The sequence below is a fragment of the Faecalibacterium sp. I4-1-79 genome (genome assembly GCF_023347235.1).
Taxonomy (GTDB): domain Bacteria; phylum Bacillota; class Clostridia; order Oscillospirales; family Ruminococcaceae; genus Faecalibacterium; species Faecalibacterium tardum.
Window position 1 is genome coordinate 145,255 of sequence record NZ_CP094467.1, and the last position, 19,972, is coordinate 165,226.

The 19,972-nt window shown below is 58.9% G+C and carries 18 protein-coding genes and 2 tRNA genes; 10 read left to right on the forward strand and 10 right to left on the reverse strand.

Features of this window, described 5'->3' with window-relative positions:
* Positions 1–49 precede the first annotated feature (49 nt).
* The 4 genes from MTP36_RS00700 (at position 50) to MTP36_RS00715 (ending at position 5,774) form a co-directional block, all read left to right on the forward strand.
* Positions 50–2,467, forward strand: coding sequence for a glycoside hydrolase family 3 C-terminal domain-containing protein (locus MTP36_RS00700; RefSeq protein ID WP_249252789.1), 2,418 nt, complete (start codon positions 50–52; stop codon positions 2,465–2,467).
* A gap of 13 nt (positions 2,468–2,480) precedes the next feature.
* Positions 2,481–3,035 carry a GtrA family protein gene (locus MTP36_RS00705; RefSeq protein ID WP_097779324.1) on the forward strand — a complete coding sequence of 185 codons (555 nt, stop codon included), beginning with the start codon at positions 2,481–2,483 and terminating at the stop codon, positions 3,033–3,035.
* A gap of 453 nt (positions 3,036–3,488) precedes the next feature.
* Positions 3,489–5,060 carry a ribonuclease Y gene (gene rny / locus MTP36_RS00710; protein WP_097785208.1) on the forward strand — a complete coding sequence of 524 codons (1,572 nt, stop codon included), beginning with the start codon at positions 3,489–3,491 and terminating at the stop codon, positions 5,058–5,060.
* Between the two features lie 171 nt (positions 5,061–5,231).
* Complete coding sequence (locus MTP36_RS00715; protein WP_249252791.1) at positions 5,232–5,774, forward strand: hypothetical protein; 543 nt, start codon at positions 5,232–5,234, stop codon at positions 5,772–5,774.
* Between the two features lie 718 nt (positions 5,775–6,492).
* Here the strand turns inward: MTP36_RS00715 and sstT are convergent.
* The 10 genes from sstT to MTP36_RS00765 form a co-directional block, all read right to left on the reverse strand.
* The gene (gene sstT, locus MTP36_RS00720; RefSeq protein WP_249254446.1) at positions 6,493–7,731 is read right to left on the reverse strand and encodes a serine/threonine transporter SstT; all 1,239 of its coding nucleotides are present in this window, start codon (positions 7,729–7,731) and stop codon (positions 6,493–6,495) included.
* Between the two features lie 866 nt (positions 7,732–8,597).
* On the reverse strand, positions 8,598–9,077 hold the full coding sequence (locus tag MTP36_RS00725; RefSeq protein WP_249252792.1) for a GNAT family N-acetyltransferase: 480 nt from the start codon (positions 9,075–9,077) through the stop codon (positions 8,598–8,600).
* A 194-nt stretch (positions 9,078–9,271) separates the two neighbouring features.
* On the reverse strand, positions 9,272–9,670 hold the full coding sequence (locus MTP36_RS00730) for a helix-turn-helix transcriptional regulator (protein WP_097779329.1): 399 nt from the start codon (positions 9,668–9,670) through the stop codon (positions 9,272–9,274).
* A gap of 386 nt (positions 9,671–10,056) precedes the next feature.
* Positions 10,057–10,725, reverse strand: a complete 669-nt coding sequence (phoU, locus tag MTP36_RS00735; protein WP_217296979.1) for a phosphate signaling complex protein PhoU — start codon at positions 10,723–10,725, stop codon at positions 10,057–10,059.
* 19 nt (positions 10,726–10,744) lie between these two features.
* Positions 10,745–11,512, reverse strand: coding sequence for a phosphate ABC transporter ATP-binding protein PstB (gene pstB / locus MTP36_RS00740; RefSeq protein WP_006735359.1), 768 nt, complete (start codon positions 11,510–11,512; stop codon positions 10,745–10,747).
* Between the two features lie 17 nt (positions 11,513–11,529).
* Complete coding sequence (gene pstA, locus MTP36_RS00745; protein WP_117527591.1) at positions 11,530–12,387, reverse strand: phosphate ABC transporter permease PstA; 858 nt, start codon at positions 12,385–12,387, stop codon at positions 11,530–11,532.
* Positions 12,380–13,294: a phosphate ABC transporter permease subunit PstC gene (pstC, locus tag MTP36_RS00750; protein ID WP_249252794.1), complete on the reverse strand. Its 915-nt coding sequence runs from the start codon at positions 13,292–13,294 to the stop codon at positions 12,380–12,382. The genes pstA and pstC overlap by 8 nt, the downstream gene beginning before the upstream one ends.
* A 208-nt stretch (positions 13,295–13,502) precedes the next feature.
* Positions 13,503–14,396, reverse strand: coding sequence for a phosphate ABC transporter substrate-binding protein (locus tag MTP36_RS00755; RefSeq protein ID WP_249252804.1), 894 nt, complete (start codon positions 14,394–14,396; stop codon positions 13,503–13,505).
* A gap of 242 nt (positions 14,397–14,638) precedes the next feature.
* Positions 14,639–15,154, reverse strand: coding sequence for a twin-arginine translocation signal domain-containing protein (locus MTP36_RS00760; protein WP_249252806.1), 516 nt, complete (start codon positions 15,152–15,154; stop codon positions 14,639–14,641).
* Positions 15,155–15,191: 37 nt separating this feature from the next.
* Positions 15,192–15,719 (reverse strand): twin-arginine translocation signal domain-containing protein, encoded by a 528-nt coding sequence (locus tag MTP36_RS00765; RefSeq protein ID WP_097779336.1) that lies wholly within the window; start codon positions 15,717–15,719, stop codon positions 15,192–15,194.
* 270 nt (positions 15,720–15,989) lie between these two features.
* Between MTP36_RS00765 and MTP36_RS00770 the strand changes: the two genes are divergently transcribed.
* From MTP36_RS00770 to MTP36_RS00795, 6 genes are all read left to right on the forward strand, one after another.
* Positions 15,990–16,064 (forward strand) — tRNA-Glu (locus MTP36_RS00770).
* A 41-nt stretch (positions 16,065–16,105) separates the two neighbouring features.
* Positions 16,106–16,182: transfer RNA gene (locus tag MTP36_RS00775), tRNA-Asn, on the forward strand.
* 220 nt (positions 16,183–16,402) lie between these two features.
* A complete protein-coding gene (trpS, locus tag MTP36_RS00780; protein WP_249252808.1) occupies positions 16,403–17,464 on the forward strand; it encodes a tryptophan--tRNA ligase in 1,062 nt (353 codons plus the stop codon).
* 152 nt (positions 17,465–17,616) lie between these two features.
* Positions 17,617–18,390 carry an SDR family NAD(P)-dependent oxidoreductase gene (locus MTP36_RS00785; protein ID WP_015537143.1) on the forward strand — a complete coding sequence of 258 codons (774 nt, stop codon included), beginning with the start codon at positions 17,617–17,619 and terminating at the stop codon, positions 18,388–18,390.
* A 323-nt stretch (positions 18,391–18,713) separates the two neighbouring features.
* On the forward strand, positions 18,714–19,523 hold the full coding sequence (locus MTP36_RS00790) for a gluconate 5-dehydrogenase (protein WP_006735344.1): 810 nt from the start codon (positions 18,714–18,716) through the stop codon (positions 19,521–19,523).
* A gap of 97 nt (positions 19,524–19,620) precedes the next feature.
* Positions 19,621–19,965, forward strand: coding sequence for a cupin domain-containing protein (locus MTP36_RS00795; RefSeq protein WP_249252810.1), 345 nt, complete (start codon positions 19,621–19,623; stop codon positions 19,963–19,965).
* Positions 19,966–19,972: the final 7 nt, after the last annotated feature.

Below are 19,972 nucleotides of genomic sequence, written 5' to 3' on the forward strand. Positions count from 1 at the left end.
GCGGCGGGCAAACGCCCGCCCCCTTTTTTTTGATTGTCAGGAGAGACCCATGAAACACACAGATATCATCAAGAGCTTGTCTCTGGAACAGAAATGCGCCCTGCTGAGCGGCGGCACGGTGTTCACAACCCGGGCGCTGCCGGGCAAGGGCATCTCGGCCATTACCCTGTCGGACGGCCCTAACGGCGTGCGCAAGCAGGCGGGCGCAGCCGACCATCTGGGCCTGAACCCCAGTGTGCCCGCCACCTGCTTCCCTACCTCGGCTACCGTGGCCAACAGCTGGGACCCCGCGCTGGGCGAGGCTGTGGGCGCAGCCATGGGCGAAGAAGCAGCGGCACAGGGCGTGTCGGTGCTGCTGGGCCCCGGCCTGAACATCAAGCGCAGCCCCCTGTGCGGCCGCAACTTCGAGTATTTCTCGGAGGATCCCTACCTTGCCGGTAAGATGGCGGCGGCCTACGTCCGCGGCATCCAGAAAAACGGCATTGCCGCCTGCCCCAAACACTTTGCCGTGAACAGTCAGGAGCTGCGCCGCATGGCCTCGGATTCCATCGTGGACGAGCGCACCCTGCGGGAAATTTACCTGACCGGCTTCGAGATGGTGGTCAAGGAGGCACAGCCCAAGACCATCATGTCCGCCTATAACCTTGTCAACGGCACCTACGCCAACGAGAACGCCCACCTGCTCATGGATATCCTGCGCAGGGACTGGGGCTTTGACGGCGCGGTGGTCACCGACTGGGGCGGCAGCAACGACCACGCCTTGGGCGTAAAGAACGGCTCTACGCTGGAAATGCCTGCCCCCGGCGGGGACGCCATCCGGGAGCTGATGAAGGCGGTGCAGACCGGCAAGATCACCGAAGCGGACGTGGACGCCCGGCTGGAGGAGCTGCTGGAACTGGTGTTTACCACCAAGGCGGCGGTGGACGCCGCACCCGGCAAGTTCGATGCCGACGCCCACCACGCACTGGCACGCCGGGCTGCTGCCCAGAGCATCGTGCTGCTGAAGAACGAAAACAGCCTGCTGCCCCTTGCAAAAGGGGAAAAGGTGGCGGTCATCGGCGACTTTGCCGAGACCCCCCGCTATCAGGGTGCAGGCTCCAGCGCCGTCAACTCCATCAAGGTGGATTCCTTTCTGGACTGCCTTGCCGAAAGCGGCCTGAACAGCGTCGGCTACGCCAAGGGCTTTGACCGGCAGGGCAAGCCCGATGGGGCACTGAAAGCCGAGGCGGTGCTGCTGGCAAAGAACGCCAATGTGGTGCTGCTGTGCATGGGTCTGGACGAGATCAAGGAGAGCGAGGGCATCGACCGCGCCGACATGAAGCTGGCAGAGAACCAGCTGGAACTGCTGGCAGCTGTGGCGGCGGCAAACCCCAACGTGGTGGTGCTGCTGAGTGCAGGCTCCTCGCTGGAAAGCGCATGGGTCAAGGACTGCAAGGCGCTGGTCTACGGCTGTCTGGGCGGTCAGGCCGGTGCGGGCGCACTGGTCGAGGTGCTCACCGGCGCGCAGAACCCCTGCGGTAAGCTGGCTGAGACCTGGGCGCGCAGCTACGCCGACACCCCCGCAAAGGCGCATTTCGGCGGCGACGGCCCCACTGTGGAGTACCGCGAGGGTCTGTATGTGGGCTACCGCTACTACGACACCGCCGGTGTGCCCACCGCCTTCCCCTTCGGCTACGGCCTGAGCTACACTAGCTTTGCGTACAGTGACCTGAAAGCAGACGAAAAGGGCGTGACCCTGACTGTCACCAACACCGGCAGCTGTGCAGGTGCCGAGGTGGTGCAGCTGTATGTGGCAAAGCCGGATGCAAAGGTTTTCCGCCCCGTCAAGGAGCTGAAGGGCTTTACCAAGGTGCAGCTGGAAGCCGGAGAGAGCAAGACCGTCGCCATCCCGCTGGACGATAAGGCGTTCCGCTACTGGAACGTCAAGACCGACCGCTGGGAGGTGGAGGGCGGCAGCTATCAGCTGCTGGTGGGCGCTTCCAGCGCCGATATCCGCTTGACTGCCGCTGTCACGGTGGCGGGCACCGGCGCACCCGACCCCTATGCGGGCAAAAATCTGGAGCATTACCGCACCGCGCAGGTGCAGAACGTGCCGGACGCGGAGTTTGAAGCGCTGCTGGGCCATGCCATCCCGGAGAACAAAGTGCACATCGACCGCAACATGACGCTGGGCGAGATGGGACACGGACGCAGCCCCATCGGCTGGCTGGCAGCGGCGGTACTGGGTGCCCTGCTGCGCCGCAGCATCAAAAAAGGCAAGCCCGACCTGAACATCCTGTTCCAGTACAATATGCCTCTGCGTGCGCTGGCCAAAATGACCAACGGCGCTATCAGCATGGGCATGGTGGACGGCATCGTGATGGAGCTGCAGGGCTTCTGGATCATCGGCCTTGTGCGGGTGATCGTGGAGGCCGTGAAGAACCTTGTGCTGAACAGCCGCATGGAAGAGCGTCTGAAAAACAGCTGAAAGGAAGCAGGCTATGAATTTCTGGAATAACTTCGCGGCAAAGCACCCCGCCGCTGCCAAGTGGGTGCGCGAGGGCGGTCTGTTCGTCATCGTGTCCAACCTCATCACTGTGTTCAAGTACCTGCTGCTGCAGTTTCTGCCCAAGGCCTTTGCAAGCCTGCCGGTGGTGGATTTCGGCTGGCCGGGCATCGACATTACCCTGTTCGGCGAGACCTTCAAGTGGAATATCCTCGGCTACGATGCCGCCCACGGCGGTCTGCCCTACTTCTGCGCCTACATGATCGCCATGGTCATCGGCGAGTGCATCAACTTCCCCATCCAGCGTAACTTTGTGTTCCGCAGCAAGGGCAATCTGGCAAAGCAGATCGGCTGGTATGTGCTGGCGTTCTGCATCATCACCTGCATCGTCAACTCCATCAACTGCATCTGGGTGGCGGTGGCAGGCCTGCTGGTGCCGGACTTCATCTACAACATCGGCACCACCGTCCTCAACGGCGGTATCTCCATGGTCATCTTCTTCTTTGTGAATAAGATCATCTTCCCGGAGGGCGAAAAAGCCGCCAAATAATAAGCCATTCTCCTTCATTTTCTTCTTTTCATCATAAGCCGAAAGGGCTGCTCCGTTACCCGGGGCAGCCCTTTTGGTTTGGGGGGGGGTGCCTGCCGCAGCCGTCTTATTTTTGTTTTTCTGCACAAAATGTTCTGCGGGCAGGGTTTTCCTCTTGACAAGCGGGCAAATGTTTCGTACTATATTTAGTAGTATGGAATCAAAGACGCTGTACGCAGGTTTCAGTGTGACCCTGTACCCGTTTCAGGCAAAGCGTGCCTGTTTGATATAAAATGGAACCGTAAAGAGAAAAGCCGTATGCTTTTGCCCGTGCCGCCGGTTTTGGGCGGTGCGTATGCTTTTGGTGTCACTTTTTGGATTGAAAGCTCTTTCTATATCATTGCCCGTGTCCTGCTGCGCAGCGTCTCCTGCTTTTAATTTTGCATTGAATTGAAACAAAGGAGAGTGAACGCAATGACCGCGATCGGAGTGATCGTGGCCTTGATCGTTGCTGTTGTCGGTGTGGCTGCGGGCTATTTTATTGGTTACAACAACCGTAAAAAGACCGCTGAAGCCCAGATCGGCAGCGCCGAGGCCGAGGCTACCCGGCTGGTGAACGAGGCGATCAAGACCGCCGACCAGAAGCGCAAGGAAGCGGTTCTGGAAGCAAAGGACGAGGCTTTCCGTCTGAAAGCCGAGGTCGATGCCCAGAAGGCAGAGGCCGACAAGGAAATCAAGCAGCGCCGTGCGGAGATCAGCCGTCAGGAGAACCGCATCGACCAGAAGGAAACGGCGCTGGACCGCAAGACCGAAGCGCTGGAAAAGAAGGAAGAAGAGCTGAAAAAGCGCGCTGCCGAGGCCGAGGAGCGTCTGGCAGAGATCGATGCTTTGCGCGCCAAGGAGATGGAGCGTCTGGAAACGCTGGCCGGCCTGAGCCAGGAGGACGCCCGCGAGGTGCTGCTGCACAAGGTGGACGAGGAGCTGACCCACGAAAAGGCCGTGCGCGTTGCCGCCTACGAGACCGACCTGAAGGAAAACTGCGATAACATCGCCCGCAACCTCATCGGACAGGCCGTCAGCCGCTGCGCTGCCGACCATTGCAGCGAGACCACCGTCAGCGTGGTGCCGCTGCCCAGCGATGAAATGAAGGGCCGCATCATCGGCCGCGAGGGCCGCAACATCCGCGCACTGGAAACCGCTACCGGCGTGGATCTGATCATCGACGATACCCCGGAGGCCATTACCCTGTCCTCCTTCGACCAGACCCGCCGCGAGGTGGCCCGCATGACGCTGGAGCGCCTGATCGGCGATGGCCGCATCCACCCCGCCCGCATCGAGGAGACGGTGGAAAAGTGCCGCCACGATCTGGAACTGCAGATGAAGCGTGAGGGCGAGCGTGCGGTGATGGAGCTGGGCATCCACGGCCTGCACCCGGATCTGATCAAGCTGATCGGTCGGCTGAAGTACCGCACCAGCTTTGGCCAGAACGCCCTGACCCACAGCATGGAAGTGGCTTGGGTGGCCGGTCTGCTGGCAGGCGAGATGGGCGTGAACGTCACCATGGCACGCCGCGCCGGTCTGCTGCATGATATCGGCAAGGCACTGGATCACGAGATCGAGGGCAGCCACGTCCAGATCGGCGTGGACATCTGCCGCAAGTACAAGGAGAACACCCAGATCATCCACGCCATTGAGGCACACCACGGCGACGTGGAGCCCAAGACCCCGCTGGCCTTCATCATTCAGGCTGCCGACGCCATCAGCGCCGCCCGCCCGGGTGCCCGCCGCGAGAACGTGGAAAGCTACGTCAAGCGCCTTGAAAATCTGGAGGAGATCTCCTCCGGCTTCGAGGGCGTGGAGCAGGCCTTTGCCGTACAGGCAGGCCGCGAGGTGCGAATTCTGGTCAAGCCCGACGTCATCAGCGACGATCAGGTCATCCTGCTGGCACGCGCTATCGCAAAAAAGATCGAGGATACGCTGGATTACCCCGGCCAGATCAAGGTCAACGTCATCCGCGAGAGCCGCGCTGTGGAGTACGCAAAATAAAGCCTTTTCCGCAGGCTGCCGTGTTTTTTGCACGGCAGCCTGTTTTTTACGCCGAAACGATTGCATTTCCTGTTAAAAAAAGGTATCATGGATGCAGAAGAAAGCAAAAAGAACTGCGTCCGTGCGGATGCAGACCCGCAACGACCCCGGAACGGAAAGGAGCATCGTTTTATGAAAAACTGGAAAAAACTGCTGGCCTGCCTGCTGGTCAGCCTGATGGCACTGACCGTGTTCACCGCCTGCGATGCCAGCGTGGGTGCGCCCATGGTGCCGAAGCGCTCCACTGCTGAAAGCGCAAAGGCGCTGTGCGATAGATTCAAGGTGAGCTACAGCGAGGAGCTGAGCGACAAAGCCTATACCATCGCAAGCTGGGTCACCGACTCTTCGGTGTCCTGCGATACGAGCAAGGACAAGGACAAGACCGAGCTTTACCGCTGGGCCCATGTAGACAATGTTGTAAAAACCTATCTGGAGAAGAAGAGCTACGCCACTGCGTTTGAAAACATGGGCATGGGCATTCTGGGCACTGATACCTTTACCCCGGGCTTTGACTGGAAGCCGGACGCCGACGACCCCTCGGACATTATCTTTGTCCTGCCGAAGGACGGCACTTATCCCGAAGCTATGACCAAAGCGGCAGAGGGCAAAACCAAGCTGGGCGTTGCCTACGTGGTAAAGGACGGCGTAAGATACGCCGTGGTGCTGTTTGGGTAAAACCATTTTAAATGTGCGCCGCGTTCGCTATGCACATCAATAGCGGAAGTATGATTTAAATTTTGGGGAGCGGAACGTCTGCGGACGTTCCGCTCCCTTGTTTTGGGTAGCTTGAGCGAGCGACAACCACCAGCTCCGCTGGTGGAGTAGAAAATGCTTTAGCTATAAGATTCGAGCGAAGAGAGATGACAAAGAAATTGTCATCTTAGAAGATGCACTTTGCAACATAGCTCGTTAGAGCGGTAGGGCAGGTAATGCAGATGAAAGATGCTTGCTCGTGGCCCCTTAAGGGGCTTTGCTAGTATTATGCCCTTCTAGGGCTTACTCAAGCCACCGGCTCAGCCGGTGGTTTTGACTCACGGGAGGGAGCCTTTGGCATGGCGGGAAAGTTTGCGGCGGGGGAATTACCCCCTCAGGCTCACTACGTTCGCCAGCTCCCCCAAGGGGACGCCTTTTGGCAATGCCGTAAAGTTACCCGTCACCGCTGAAGCCGTCCCCTTGGGGAAGGTGGCATCGCCGCAGGCGATGACGGAAGGGGTTCCCCACCCGTGAAAAAGTGGCTCAGAAACGCCCGCAGGCGTTTCTGAGCCACAAATTATAATAATCTTTCCGCTGATTATGCGCAAAGCAACGCGGAGCGCATTCAAAATCGTCCCACGCAAAAAGCAGCCGCCGCACTTTCTCGTGCAGCGGCTGCTTTGTTTGTGCTATGATGCGATCAGACCTTCAGGAAAGCCGGCAGGGGCTTGCCTTCCTTGAGCCACTGGTGATACTCGGCGGTGGCGGCAAATTCCACGTCACCGGCAGAGTTCAGGGCAGTTTCCACCGAGTCCTGCACCACGCCGATGATGAAGCCCACGCCCACCATCTGCATGGCGATGTCGTTGGAGATGCCAAACAGCGAGCAGGCCATGGGGATCAGCAGCAGGGAGCCGCCAGCCACGCCGGAAGCGCCGCAGGCGCCCAGAGCGCTCATGGCGCTCAGCACGATGGCGGCGGGCAGGGACACCTGAATGCCCAGCGTATTGGCCGCTGCCAGCGTCATGATGGTAATGGTGATGGCGGCACCATCCATGTTGATGGTGGCGCCCAGCGGGATGGACACGGAGTACATATCCTTGTCCAGACCCAGCTTTTCACACAGGGACATATTCACGGGGATGTTGGCGGCAGAGCTGCGGGTGAAGAAAGCGGTCAGGCCGGACTCCTTCAGGCAGCGGAATACCAGCGGGTACGGGTTGCGGCGCAGGTAAACGAACATGATAAAGGGGGAAACGATCAGCGCCATGAACAGCATGGTGCCCACCAGCAGCGCCAGCAGCTTGCCGTACTGGGTAAAGATGGCAAGACCGTTGCCGGAAACGTTGGTGTACACCAGACCCATGATGCCGAAGGGTGCCAGATTGATGATCCAGCGCACGATCTGAGAAACGGCATCGGCGGTGTTTGCCAGAAAGACCTTGGTGCTCTCTGCGCCGATGTTCTTCATGGCAATGCCGAACATACAGGCCCAGAACAGGATGCCGATGTAGTTGCCGTTCATCAGGGCGCTGACGGGGTTGGCCACAAAGTTGGTCAGCAGGGTGCTCAGCACCTCGCCCAAGCCCTGCGGGATCACGTCAGACTGTGCCGCGTCGGCCAGCACCACCGTGACCGGGAACATAAAGCTGGTGACGACCGCAATGGCTGCCGCCAGAAAGGTGGTGAGCATGTACAGCCAGATCACGGTGCCAAAGCGGCGGTCCAGCTTGGACGAGCCCTGTGCCAGTGCGCTTGCCACAATGACGAACACCAGCACCGGGGCAATGCCCTTCAGCGCACCGACGAACAGGCTGCCCAGCTCGCCTACCCAACCCGCGCCCGGCGCAACAAGCGCCAGCACCGAACCGACTGCCAGGCCGATCAGGATGCGCAGAATCAGGCTGGTCTGGTTGTATTTTGCTACAACCGCTTTCAAGGTTTTCATATCGTAACACTCCTCTTACACTGTACGCCCAGCGCGTACATTTTCCTGTTTCTTATACAAGAACAGTTGTCATTATAGCACATACGGCAAAAAAGAGGAAGTGTTTTCAGGCATTTTGACGCCTCAAATCACGTTTTTTGTAACCTTTTGCAAAATTGCCTTGAAAACTGTACTTGTATAAAATACAGTTTTGCGGTTTTGACGAGGGAAACCCTCTCAGTCATCGCTGCGCGATGCCAGCTCCTCCGAGGGGGGAGCTTTAACTCCCTCAGTCAAAACCTATCGGTTTTGACAGCTCCCTCTGGGAGGGAGCCTTTGGCACGGCGGGAAAGTTTGCGCCTGAAGTGCAAAGCTTGCGGGCGTGTCTGCTCCCCCTTGGGGGAGCTGTCGCGCAGCGACTGAGGGGCTACGAATGGAGAAGCGAAAAAAGCGTTAAAGCGATAGCGCCGACTGGCGCAGCGCTAGCTTTTTTGTGCTTCGACTTCTTCTTTAGGATTGTCAAGGGCGTGCAGCCCTTGGAAACGGGTTGCGGCACCCAGCATCCGCTTCGTGCCTTGGGCGGCACTCGCGTCTTGCTGGCCGCTGCCCCAACAACTCCTCCCTGTTTCCGCCGCTGGCGGCGGTCGTCGTCGTTGCTGTTGCGGGGTGGGTGGAGTCCAGAGGTAGGGAGGGGGGAGTCGGAACACCCCTCCCTGCCTCTGGCCCAGCGGAGCGTCCTTGCACGCTGACGGCAGGCAGAAAGTTGCCATAGCAGCAACGCTGCAACTGCCGTTCACCGTTACGACCCCACCCATGAAAAAAGGTTCTGAAAAGCCCGCAGACTTTTCAGAACCACAAAATTAAAATTATTTTCCCGCTTACCCCAGCTGGCTCTGGGTCAGGGACATCCGCTGGTAGGCAATGCGCGGGGTGCCGTCCGCCACATGGATGATGCCGCAGCGGGTAAAGCCCTCGCTTTCCAGCAGGTGCTGCATCACCGTGTTGTCGGCGTGGGTGTCGGCGCGCAGGCTCTCGCAGTGCTCCAGACACCACTCCACCACTGCTTTGCCCACGCCCTTGCTCTCGCCCGCCGAAGCCAGCCGGTGCAGCGTGCCGTAGGGCAGGGTGTCGTTGAGCCACTGCCCGTCCTCAATGACCTTGTAGGTGGGGTCCTCGCCAAGGACAAAGGCAAACACCGCCTGCATCTGGCCGTTTACCATGTACACGAACAGCCGGTTGGTGTCGATATCCTCTTCCAGCAGCTCCGGGCTGGGGTAGTTGTCCCCCCACTGGGTGGGGTTGCCGTTTTTCGCCATGAAATCCCGCGCACGGGCATAGACTTCAAGGATCTTTGCCATATCCGCTCTTACTGCTCCGCGAAACATATCCACTCATCCTCTCTTGCCCGCGCCCTGCCGCGCGGGGTACATTTATTTCAGTATAACACAATTTTCCATAAAGCACCAGATTTTTCTCCATTTTGCGGCAAAAACAGACCGCCGTGCGCGGGGCGGCAGCACGGCGGTCGGGGGCGGCAAATCAAAAGAGGGCTTCATGCGGTGGGGCGGCGAGGAGCGACGCCGGTGCGCACCAGCCGGTACTCCCGGGGGCTCAGGCCGTAGCGCTCGTGGAACAGGCGGTAGAAGTAGCTGGTGTTCTCGTATCCCACCTGCGCAATGATCTGCTGGATGTTCAGATCGCTGCGGCGCAGCAGCCGCGCGGCAGTTTCCATGCGGTGCTTTTGCAGCAGTTCCTTGTAGGTGCGCCCGGTCTGGGCGCGCACGCACTCGCTGACATACGCCAGCGAAACACCATAAGCCCTTGCCACATTGGAAAGGCTGGCCTCACGATAATTTTGGGTGATCTCCTGCAGCGCCGCCTGCACCAGTGCATCGCGGCTCACAGCCTCCATGCGGGCGGGCTGCGGGGAGCGTTCAAGCTTTGCCATCATTGTATCTGTCCTCCGTAACGGTGCGGCTGGCGGGGGACTGGGGGAAGCCGGAACCACCCGCCGCACGATAACTGCGGAGCCCTTTCCGGGCTCTTATACCTTGAATACGAATCACCCGCCGCAAACATTGCAGAAAAGATAAAAATTTTTTAGTCAATTTTCGTTGTAGAGGGAAAGAGGACGATTTTGAATGCGCTCCGCGTTGATCTGCGCATCAATAGCGGAAGAATTATTTTAAATTTCGGGTTTCAGGAAAGTCTGCGGACTTTCCTGAAACCCATTTTCACGGGAGGGGTTCCCACAGAAAAAGGCTGCCCGCCAATTGGCAGACAGCCTTTTTCAGAAGAAAATAAGGAAAACACGCGCCCAAAGGGGCAGAGTGAGTATCAGAACATGCTTTCGTCCTTGTAGCGCCCGGTGCGCACGAACTGCACCCACTCGGCTACATTCACGGCGTGGTCGCCGATGCGTTCCAGATACTTGATGACCATGAGCAGATCCAGCGCGGCGTCCACCTTGGCGGGGTCGGCGGCGATCTCCTGTGCCAGCGTGTGCTTGATGGCGTTGAAGTCGTAGTCCACGGCGTCGTCTGCGGCGATGACGCGGCGGGCGGCGATCTCATCCTCGGCGGTCAGGGCATCCATGGCGTCTAAGATCATCTGGTAGGCCTTGCGTCCCATGGCAATAGCCTGACTGACAGCGGGGTCGCCCTCCTTGCGCACGGTGACGAGATGCGGGATGATCTCCGCGATATCCGAGGCGTGGTCGCCCATACGCTCGATGTCGGTGACTACCTTCATGGCGGTGGAAATGTGGCGCAGATCGCCCGCCACCGGCTGCTGGCGCAGCAGCAAGGTCATGCAGCGGTGCTCAATGTCCCGCTCCATGTTGTTGATGCGGTCATCCCCCTGCACGATCTTCTGGGCGGCTGCGGTGTCGGCGGTGCACAGCGCTTCCAGCGCGTTCTCCACGGCCTCGGCGGCGTTCTGCCCCATCTCCACCAGCGCGGCCTTAAGAGACTCCAGATCGCTGTCGTATTGTTTGCGAATGCTCATTGCTTTGTTCCTCCCTGCATTAACCGAACCGACCGGAGATGTAGTCCTCGGTGCGCTTGTCCCGGGGCGTGCTGAAGATCTGGTTCGTGGGGCCAACTTCCACCAGCTCCCCCAGCAGGAAGAAGGCGGTGCGGTCGCTGATACGGGCCGCCTGCTGCATATTGTGGGTAACGATGACCACGGTGTAGTTCTTTTTCAGTTCGTTCATCAACTCCTCCACCTTCATGGTAGAGCCGGGGTCCAGTGCGCTGGTGGGCTCGTCCATCAGCAGCACCTCGGGCTTGACCGCCAATGCCCGGGCGATGCAAAGACGCTGCTGCTGCCCGCCGGAAAGGCCAAGGGCGCTTTTTTTCAGGCGATCCTTCACCTCGTCCCACAGGGCTGCGCCCCGCAGAGAGGTTTCTACCAGCTCGTCCAGCTCGGCCTTATTGCGCACGCCGTGCAGCTTGGGGCCGTAAGTGATGTTGTCGTAGATGCTCATGGGGAAGGGGTTTGCCTTCTGGAACACCATGCCCACGCGGCGGCGCAGGTCGGTCAGCTCCATCTCGCGGGCAAAGATGTCCTCGCCCTTCAGCCGTACATCGCCCTCGATGCGCACGCCCGGCACAAGGTCGTTCATGCGGTTCAGGGTCTTTAAAAAGGTGGACTTGCCGCAGCCGGAGGGGCCGATCAGTGCGGTGATCTCCCGCTCGCCCACATCCAGCGAAATGCTCTTCAGCGCCTTGAAGTCGCCGTACCAGAGGTTCAGATCCTTTGCCGATATCACCGGCACATTCGTGTTTTCCATAGAGTACCTCTTTATTTTTACTGCTTCTGTTTCAGTTTCGTTTTCGCCAGCCGTGCTGCCAGATTGATCAGCAGCACCAGCACCAGCAGCACTGCGCCGATGCCCCATGCGGAGGTGAAATCGCCGTCCTCAAAGGCGCGCAGGTACAGCAGCACCGACAGGGTAGCGCCATTGGAGGTGTAGGCTTTGAACACGCTCTTGGCGATCACCTCTGCCGCACCGGCGGTGAACAGCAGCGCAGCGCTTTCGCCCACGATGCGTCCCACAGCCAGAATGCAGCCGGTGACGATGCCGTCAATGCTGCAAGGCAGCACGATAGTGCGGATGATGTGCCACTTGCCCGCACCCAGACCCATAGCACCCTCACGGTAGCCCTGCGGCACCGTTTTCAGGGATTCCTGTGTGGTGCGGATGATGGTGGGCAGGTTCATCACCACCAGCGTCAGACTGCCGGACAAAAGACAGGTCTGGAAGCCCAGCGCCTGACTGAACACCAGCATACCCACCAAGCCGTAGATGATGCTGGGGATACCGGCCAGCGTTTCGTTGGTGAACTCAATGACCTCGATGAGCCGCCGGTTGGAGGCGTATTCGGTCAGGTAGACCGCCGCACCCACGCCCAGCGGCAATACGATGAGTAATGTCAGCACAATGACATACAGGGTGTTGAGGATGGCGGGCAGAATGCCGTCCGTCTTTTTCAGCACACTGGCGGTGGTGGAAAGGAATTTCCAGCTGATGTGGGGGATGCCCCGCACCAGCACCATGCCGATGATCCCGGCCACCAGAATCATCACCAGCACTGCGCTTGCCCAGACCAGCACGGTCATCACCCGGTTCCATGCCCGGCGGGAGGGCGAAAAGCCGTTATTCATCGTGGTTTCCTCCCTTCAGTACCACATTCAGCACAACGTTGATAAGCATGATGAACACGAACAGCACCAGCGCGATGCTGAACAGTGCCTGCCGCTGCAAGCCGCCGGCGTAGCTCATTTCCTTGGCAATGGCGGTGGTCAGCAAAGTAACGCTGCGGAACAGGCTGTCCGGCATATTGGGGCTGTTGCCCGCCACCATCATCACAGCCATGGCCTCGCCGATGGCGCGGCCGATGCCCAGCACAACGCCTGCGGCAATGCCGCTTTTCGCCGCCGGGATGCTGATCTTGAACCATGTTTCGGTGTCGGTGGCACCCAGCGCAAGACTTCCCTGCTCATACTCCGGCGGCACGGCGTTGAGCGCCGTCACCGACACGGATACGATGCTGGGTAAGATCATGATGGAAAGCACCACGATGGCGCTGAGCAGGCAGGCACCGGAGGCCTTGCCGAAAGCTTTTGCCACGGCGGGCACCAGCACCTGCATACCCAAAAGGCCGAACACCACGCTGGGGATGCCGGACAGCAGCTCGATGGCGGTGACCACCACGGTGCGCAGTTTGGGATTTGCGGCCTTGGAGAGGAACACTGCCGTCAGCAGGCCGATGGGCACGCCGAGGATGGTGGCGCCCATCGTGCCGTAGACACTGGACAGGATGAAGGGCAGGATGCCGAACAGCGGCTCTGCCGCGGTGGACGCCCATTTTGTGCCGAACAGGAACTTGAACAGGCCAATTTTATGGATAGCCGGCACGCCGGAGACCACCATGTACACCGAGATGAGCACCACACAGCACACCGCCAGCATTCCGCACAGGAAGAAGATGAAATTCATCACCGCTTCCAGCCAGTCGGCGGGGGTGCGGGGCAGCCGCACCCGGCGCAGAGAAGAGGTTGTATTTTTCATAACGCGATCCTATAAAAAGCCGCACCAGCCCAGCCTTTTAGGGCAGGCCGACGCGGCAGTTCTCTTGTTCAGATGCGGGGTGGGCGGTTCACCGGGGAGCTTTCCCCGCGAAATTCGGGGCTTCCAGCTCCCGCCCTATTGCCTGCGGCAACAGGGTCCCACCCTCGGATCATTCGCTGGGGAAACTCCCCGGCAAACCACCCGGTAATTACTCGTTCACGGGCACAGCGCCTGCGGTGCGGATGAGGTCGGCAGCGTCCTTGCTGGTGGCAAAGTCCACAAAGGCCTGCGCCTGCTCAGAAAGGGCAACGCTCTTGTTGGTAACGAACACGAAGGGACGCTGGATCTTGTAGCTGCCGTCCTTCACGGTATCCTCGCTGCACTCCACACCCTCCACGGTGACCATGGCAACGGTGTCGCCCACAGCGGACAGAGAAGCGTAGCCGATGGCCAGCGGGTTTGCCTCCACGGCGCTGATGACAGCGCCGGTAGCGGTCAGCTCCTGTGCGTACTTGCAGCTGTCCTTCACGTCCACGATGCTCTCAAAGCCATCGCGGGTGCCGGAACCGGCCTCACGGCCCACCAGAACGATCTCGCCGTCGTCGCCGCCGACCTCCTTCCAGTTGGTGATCTCGCCGGTGAACATCTTCTTCAGCTGCTCCACAGTCAGGTCGGCGACCTTGCTGTCCTTGCTCACGATGATGGCGATGCCGTCCAGCGCCACGGTGGTGCCGTCCACATCGTTCTTCTCCTCGTCCTTCAGGGCGCGGGAGGACAGGCCGATGTCCAGCGTCTTGTCGGTAGCGCCGGTGATGCCTGCGCCGGAACCGGTGGGGTCGTAGCTGACGGTGACGCCCGGCTCGACCTCGGCAAAGCCCTCGGTCAGGGCAGCGATGACGTTCTTCATGGAAGTAGAACCGCCGGTAGCAACGTTGCCGCTCAGGGTGCCGGCTGCCTGCTCGGCAGCGGAAGAAGCGGTGATGGAAACAGAAGCAGCGGTGCTGGATGCAGAAGAAGCAGAACCGCCGCAGGCAGTCAGGGCGGCAGCCGCAGCAGCTGCACCGCAAACGGTCAGAAATGAACGACGAGAGATCTTTTTCATGATAGAATTTCCTCCATTAAAAACCCGGGCTCCCGCCCGGCACTGTCTTTTTGTGTTTTCCTTGGGAACGGCCTTATTCTACCGCTTTGCCGCCCTTGCCGCGACCATGGACGTGCAAAAAGTGCGTAAAACTTTGTGCACAATGCCAGCCCCAATGTAAAGAACAGGTAACGCGGCACAAAACAAAAAGCCGCCGGGCGCTCCTGTTTCCAGAAGTGCCCGGCGGCGGGGTGTATTCGGTTTTACTCTACGCTGCCTGTTACGTTTTTGCCGTTGTTCCCGTAGAGGAACACAGCGGTTTGACCATTGTAGCGCACACGCAGTTCATAAGTGCCGGTGCTGTTCTTTTCCGGCACAGGTTCCTTGGTTTCCAGATAGAACGCTTTCTTGCCGTTAGTGCCGGTATAGACAGCTGTCTGACCCGGATCTGCGACCAGTTCGTTCCGCTTGAAATACAGCGTTTCCTTGGTGTCCGCCTCCCGGAAGATGCAGGTGATGTCCTCCGGTTTGATGACTACCTTTTCGATGGTGCTGTGATTCTGGATGGTGAACTGTGTCCAGTAGGTCAGCTGCCTGACTATGCCGTCGCCCAGGCCGCCGCCCAGAAACGGCGTTGTACAGATAAAGGTGACATCACCGATCTTCGCCACACCGCTGGTCTTGTCGATCACAGTATCCCCGCAGCCGGTCAAAGCCCCTGCGGCGGTCAGCACCAGTGCCCCGGCGCTGAGCTTGAGAAATGTTCTGCGGTCGATCATAGCAATGCACCTCCTGTATTAGGCTGTTTGGGTTCAATTATGCAAGTTTGGAATCCTTCTTAAAGGTATAGCCTTCATAAACACCGGTATAGGTCTCGGTGGGGTCTACGCCAACCCTAAGCTTGATATCTGCGGTTTGAGCTTCCATTGCCTGATAGAGATTTTTCTGGCTCTCATCCAGACGGAAGGTCAGCACACCCGTTTTGCGCTCGCCCTTTTTCATGACCAGCGTGATATTGCTCAGCAGATTTCCGCCCTGCAGCGCGACTTTCTGACCGTCGATCTTAAGCACAAACACGGATTTTGCGGGGAAACTGAAGCCATTGGAATTATCCAGATTATGAACGCGCACAGTCACTGCGAAATCTGCATACCAGGATTTCCCGGTACCTATGCCCTGATCATGAGGGACGGCACTCCATTCACCCACAGCAACCGTAAAGCCACCCAGATCGGTGCCGCTGTCACTTTCACCGCAGCCGCCCAGCAGTCCGGTCATGGATACTGCCACTGCCACCGCAGCAGAGGTCTTTAAAAACGCACGACGATCCATTTTCATAGCCATAATACAAACCCTCCTCAAATGCTTTTTGCACCCTAAGAGTACCACATTTTACCACATTGTCAACTATCGGAACTTAGGTTTCACCATTTTATCGTTCCTTTATAGTAGATATCGCAGCGCGGCAGCGGGCGCAGTGTCTGCCGCCGTTCCGGGGCTGCGGCGAAAATTTTACTTTTTTCCAATAAAATCGAAATTTGCTGTTGACAAAGGGCACCCGGTATGCTAAAATAGCCAAGTCGGGTGCGAACACCTGATGCAAAATGGACGTATGGCCCGTTGGTCAAGCGGTTAAGACAGAGGCCTCTCACGCCTTTAACATCGGTTCGATTCCGGTACGGGTCACCATTTTATAGTAGTAAAACGGCTGTATGCCGTTTTATATAGATGCCTCTTTAGCTCAGTCGGTTAGAGCACCTGACTGTTAATCAGGGTGTCGCCTGTTCGAGTCAGGCAAGAGGCGCCAGTAAAGCGATGGAAAATTTCCATCGCTTTTTTCTTTTTCCGGCAGTCTTGTTGACAGCACCGCCCCGGGGGGCTATACTTAACACACTATAAAGTATAAAAGGAACCTCCTGCCGCGCAGCTTTACGGTGCAGTAAGGCGAAAAGGCGCCCCCTTGGGGGAGCTGGCAATGCCGCAAGGCATTGACGGAGGGGGTCAAACCCTTGACAAAGGAGAACATCATGAAAAAAGTTATTCTGACCGGCGACCGTCCCACCGGCCGCCTGCACGTTGGCCACTATGTCGGCTCTCTGAAGGAGCGGGTGCGGCTGCAGAATACCGGCGAATATGACGAGATCTTTATCATGATCGCCGACGCGCAGGCGCTGACCGACAACGCCGACAACCCGGAGAAGGTGCGCCAGAACATTCTGCAGGTGGCACTGGACTATCTGGCCTGCGGTCTGGACCCCAACAAGGTGCACATCTTCATCCAGTCCATGGTGCCCCAGCTGACCGAGCTGAGCTTCTACTACCAGAATCTGGTCACCGTCAGCCGTCTGCAGCGCAACCCCACCGTGAAGAGCGAGATCCAGATGCGCAACTTCGAAGCCAGCATCCCGGTGGGCTTCTTCTGCTACCCCATCAGTCAGGCAGCCGATATCACCGCCTTTAAGGCTACCACCGTGCCCGCCGGTGAGGATCAGAAGCCCATGATCGAGCAGTGCTGCGAGATCGTGCACAAGTTCAACTCTGTCTACGGCGAAACGCTGGTAGAGCCCGAGATCGTTCTGCCCCAGAACGCCGCCTGCCTGCGTCTGCCCGGCATTGACGGCAAGGCCAAGATGAGCAAGAGCCTTGGCAACTGCATCTATCTGTCCGAGGAGCCGGAGGAGATCGAGAAGAAGGTCAAGTCCATGTTTACCGACCCCAACCACCTGCGTGTGCAGGACCCCGGCAAGGTGGAGGGCAACCCGGTGTTCATCTATCTGGACGCCTTCTGCCGCCCGGAGCACTTTGCCGAGTTCTGGCCGGAGTACCAGAATCTGGACGAGGTCAAGGCGCACTATCAGCGCGGTGGTCTTGGCGATATGAAGGTGAAAAAGTTCCTGAACAGCGTCATGCAGGCTGAGCTGGAGCCCATCCGCACCCGCCGCAAGGAGTGGGAGCAGCGCCTGCCCGAAGTGGTGGAGATCCTCAAGGAGGGCAGCGCCTACGCCGAAAAGACTGCTGCCGCCACACTGGACGAGGTGCGCAAGGCCATGCGCATCGACTACTTCGACAACGATAACCTGCTGAAATAATATTTATGAGAGAGCCCGAAACGCCTGTGGCGTTTCGGGTTCTCTTTTGCATCGTTTACGAAAATTGCATAGAAAATGCGGTCAAACTATGCTAAAATAGCGGCAACAAGTACAGAAAGCCCCGTTTGGGGGCGAAAAAAAGGAGAACCACCATGCAAAAGACCATCTGGATCACCGGAGCAAGTTCCGGCATCGGCCGGGAGTTTGCCCGCCGGTACGCCGCCATGGGCTGTCGGCTCATCCTGACTGCCCGCCGCGCCGACCGTTTGCAGGCTCTTGCCAAGGAGCTGCACGCAGCCCACGGCACCGAATGCCGCATCGAGACCGCCGACCTCTCCCGCGCCGAGGAGTGCAGCCGCCTGTGCGAGGTGCTGGCTGATGAGCACATCGACATCTTCATCAACAACGCCGGTTTTGGCGTCTGCGGCAGCATTCTGGAAACGGAGGAAGCCCGCGAGGAAGAGATGATCCAAGTGAACGTAGCCGCCATGGCGCGGCTGTTCCGCGCCGTGGTGCGCAAGATGCACGCGCAGGGCGGCGGCACCATCCTGAATGTGGCGTCCTCTGCGGGGCTTCTGCCCGGCGGGCCCTATATGGCGGGCTACTACGCCAGCAAAGCCTATGTGGTCAGCATGACCCGCGGCGTGGCCGAGGAGCTGCGGGAGATGCACAGCCCGGTCTACGTCTGCGCCCTCTGCCCCGGCCCGGTGGATACCGAGTTCAACGACCACGCCGGGGTGGTGTTTGCCCTGCGGGGCATCACGCCGGAGCTGTGCGTGGAGGAAGCTCTGCTGGGCATGATGCACCGCAAGACCATCATTGTGCCTTCTGCCTTTATGCGGCTGTGTACCAGCGCCCAGCGCCTTGTGCCCATTCCCCTGCTGATGCCCATCGTGGCGCGCCAGCAGAAGAAAAAGCTGGGGTAAAAGCCAAAGGTCGCCCAAACTTGTCAACAAGCCCAAATTAAGCCGGGATATCTTGTGCACCGTGACAAGGCACGTCAGCCTGCACAAATTGATGACCGAAAAACAGCAGTCTGACGTGCTGTTTTTCGGCAAAAAAGCGGAAATCTAAAGAAAGTACAACAAAACTTCACAAGAATGTGCCTTGACACTTCCTGCAAAGGATGCTAGACTGGTATACAAGTAAGAGCGCGCTCCGGCACGGCCGGATACGACGCGCTTTGCAAAGCAGCACGGTGCGGTTTTGCTCCGTGTAAAATATGGTTTTTTGACAGGAGGACTTTATTATGGCACAGTGCACTCCCAAATCTTTTGACCTGACCGGCAAGGTGGCGCTGATCACCGGCGCATCCTACGGCATCGGCATGGCAATTGCAAAGGCTATGGCAGCCAACGGCGCTACCATCGTGTTCAATGATATCAAGCAGGAGCTGGTGGATAAGGGTCTGGCTTCCTATGCAGAGGCTGGCATCAAGGCTCACGGCTACGTCTGCGACGTCACCGATGAGGACGCCGTCAACGCCATGGTGGCAAAGATCACCGAGGAAGTCGGCCACATCAACATTCTGGTCAACAACGCCGGTATCATCAAGCGCATCCCCATGACCGAGATGAGCGCTGCCCAGTTCCGTCAGGTCATCGACGTGGATTTGAACGCTCCCTTCATCGTGGCAAAGGCCATCATCCCCGATATGATCGCACAGGGCGGCGGCAAGATCATCAACATCTGCTCCATGATGAGCGAGCTGGGCCGTGAGACCGTTTCTGCTTATGCAGCAGCAAAGGGCGGCCTGAAGATGCTGACCAAGAACATTGCTTCCGAGTACGGTGCTTACAACATCCAGTGCAACGGCATCGGCCCCGGCTACATTGCTACCCCGCAGACCGCACCGCTGCGCGAGATCCAGCCCGACGGCAGCCGTCACCCCTTCGACCAGTTCATCGTTGCCAAGACCCCCGCAGGCCGCTGGGGCGAGGCCGAGGATCTGGGCGGACCCGCTGTGTTCCTGGCATCTGAGGCTTCTGACTTTGTCAACGGCCTGATCCTGTATGTGGACGGCGGCATTCTGGCCTACATCGGCAAGCAGCCCCAGTAAACGCTGAGGGCACTCCGCAGTTCTGGACCCGGGGACTGCCGCACAGCGTTGTGTGGCAGTCCCCTTTTGTTTGTACGGGAAAGGATGTTATGCTATAATGGAAAAAACACATCAGGATCTCCCTTGGGTGCCCCATGCCGAGATTGCCCCGGAGCCCTGCGGCCCCGGGGTGCAGCGCCGCGTGCTGGCCTACAGCAAGGACGCCATGTGTGTGGAAAACACCTTTGAAACCGGCGGCGTGGGCGCCATGCACTGCCACCCCCACACCCAGATCACCTATATCGTCTCCGGGCGATACCGCTTTACCATCGGGGACGAGACCCGGGAGGTAGGCCCCGGCGACACCCTGCTCAAGCAGAACGGCGTGATGCACGGCTGTGTCTGTCTGGAGGGCGGCGTGATGCTGGATTTCTTTACCCCCATGCGGGAGGACTTTGTATAATCCCTGC

What these genes read in the sequence shown, in the direction of transcription:
- MTP36_RS00700 (WP_249252789.1), top strand. Translation starts at nt 50, where the DNA reads ATGAAACACACAGATATCATCAAGAGCTTGTCTCTGGAACAGAAATGC.
- MTP36_RS00705 (WP_097779324.1), top strand. Translation starts at nt 2,481, where the DNA reads ATGAATTTCTGGAATAACTTCGCGGCAAAGCACCCCGCCGCTGCCAAG.
- rny (WP_097785208.1), top strand. Translation starts at nt 3,489, where the DNA reads ATGACCGCGATCGGAGTGATCGTGGCCTTGATCGTTGCTGTTGTCGGT.
- MTP36_RS00715 (WP_249252791.1), top strand. Translation starts at nt 5,232, where the DNA reads ATGAAAAACTGGAAAAAACTGCTGGCCTGCCTGCTGGTCAGCCTGATG.
- MTP36_RS00725 (WP_249252792.1), bottom strand. Translation starts at nt 9,077, where the DNA reads ATGGCAAAGATCCTTGAAGTCTATGCCCGTGCGCGGGATTTCATGGCG.
- MTP36_RS00730 (WP_097779329.1), bottom strand. Translation starts at nt 9,670, where the DNA reads ATGATGGCAAAGCTTGAACGCTCCCCGCAGCCCGCCCGCATGGAGGCT.
- phoU (WP_217296979.1), bottom strand. Translation starts at nt 10,725, where the DNA reads ATGAGCATTCGCAAACAATACGACAGCGATCTGGAGTCTCTTAAGGCC.
- pstB (WP_006735359.1), bottom strand. Translation starts at nt 11,512, where the DNA reads ATGGAAAACACGAATGTGCCGGTGATATCGGCAAAGGATCTGAACCTC.
- pstA (WP_117527591.1), bottom strand. Translation starts at nt 12,387, where the DNA reads ATGAATAACGGCTTTTCGCCCTCCCGCCGGGCATGGAACCGGGTGATG.
- pstC (WP_249252794.1), bottom strand. Translation starts at nt 13,294, where the DNA reads ATGAAAAATACAACCTCTTCTCTGCGCCGGGTGCGGCTGCCCCGCACC.
- MTP36_RS00755 (WP_249252804.1), bottom strand. Translation starts at nt 14,396, where the DNA reads ATGAAAAAGATCTCTCGTCGTTCATTTCTGACCGTTTGCGGTGCAGCT.
- MTP36_RS00760 (WP_249252806.1), bottom strand. Translation starts at nt 15,154, where the DNA reads ATGATCGACCGCAGAACATTTCTCAAGCTCAGCGCCGGGGCACTGGTG.
- MTP36_RS00765 (WP_097779336.1), bottom strand. Translation starts at nt 15,719, where the DNA reads ATGGCTATGAAAATGGATCGTCGTGCGTTTTTAAAGACCTCTGCTGCG.
- trpS (WP_249252808.1), top strand. Translation starts at nt 16,403, where the DNA reads ATGAAAAAAGTTATTCTGACCGGCGACCGTCCCACCGGCCGCCTGCAC.
- MTP36_RS00785 (WP_015537143.1), top strand. Translation starts at nt 17,617, where the DNA reads ATGCAAAAGACCATCTGGATCACCGGAGCAAGTTCCGGCATCGGCCGG.
- MTP36_RS00790 (WP_006735344.1), top strand. Translation starts at nt 18,714, where the DNA reads ATGGCACAGTGCACTCCCAAATCTTTTGACCTGACCGGCAAGGTGGCG.
- MTP36_RS00795 (WP_249252810.1), top strand. Translation starts at nt 19,621, where the DNA reads ATGGAAAAAACACATCAGGATCTCCCTTGGGTGCCCCATGCCGAGATT.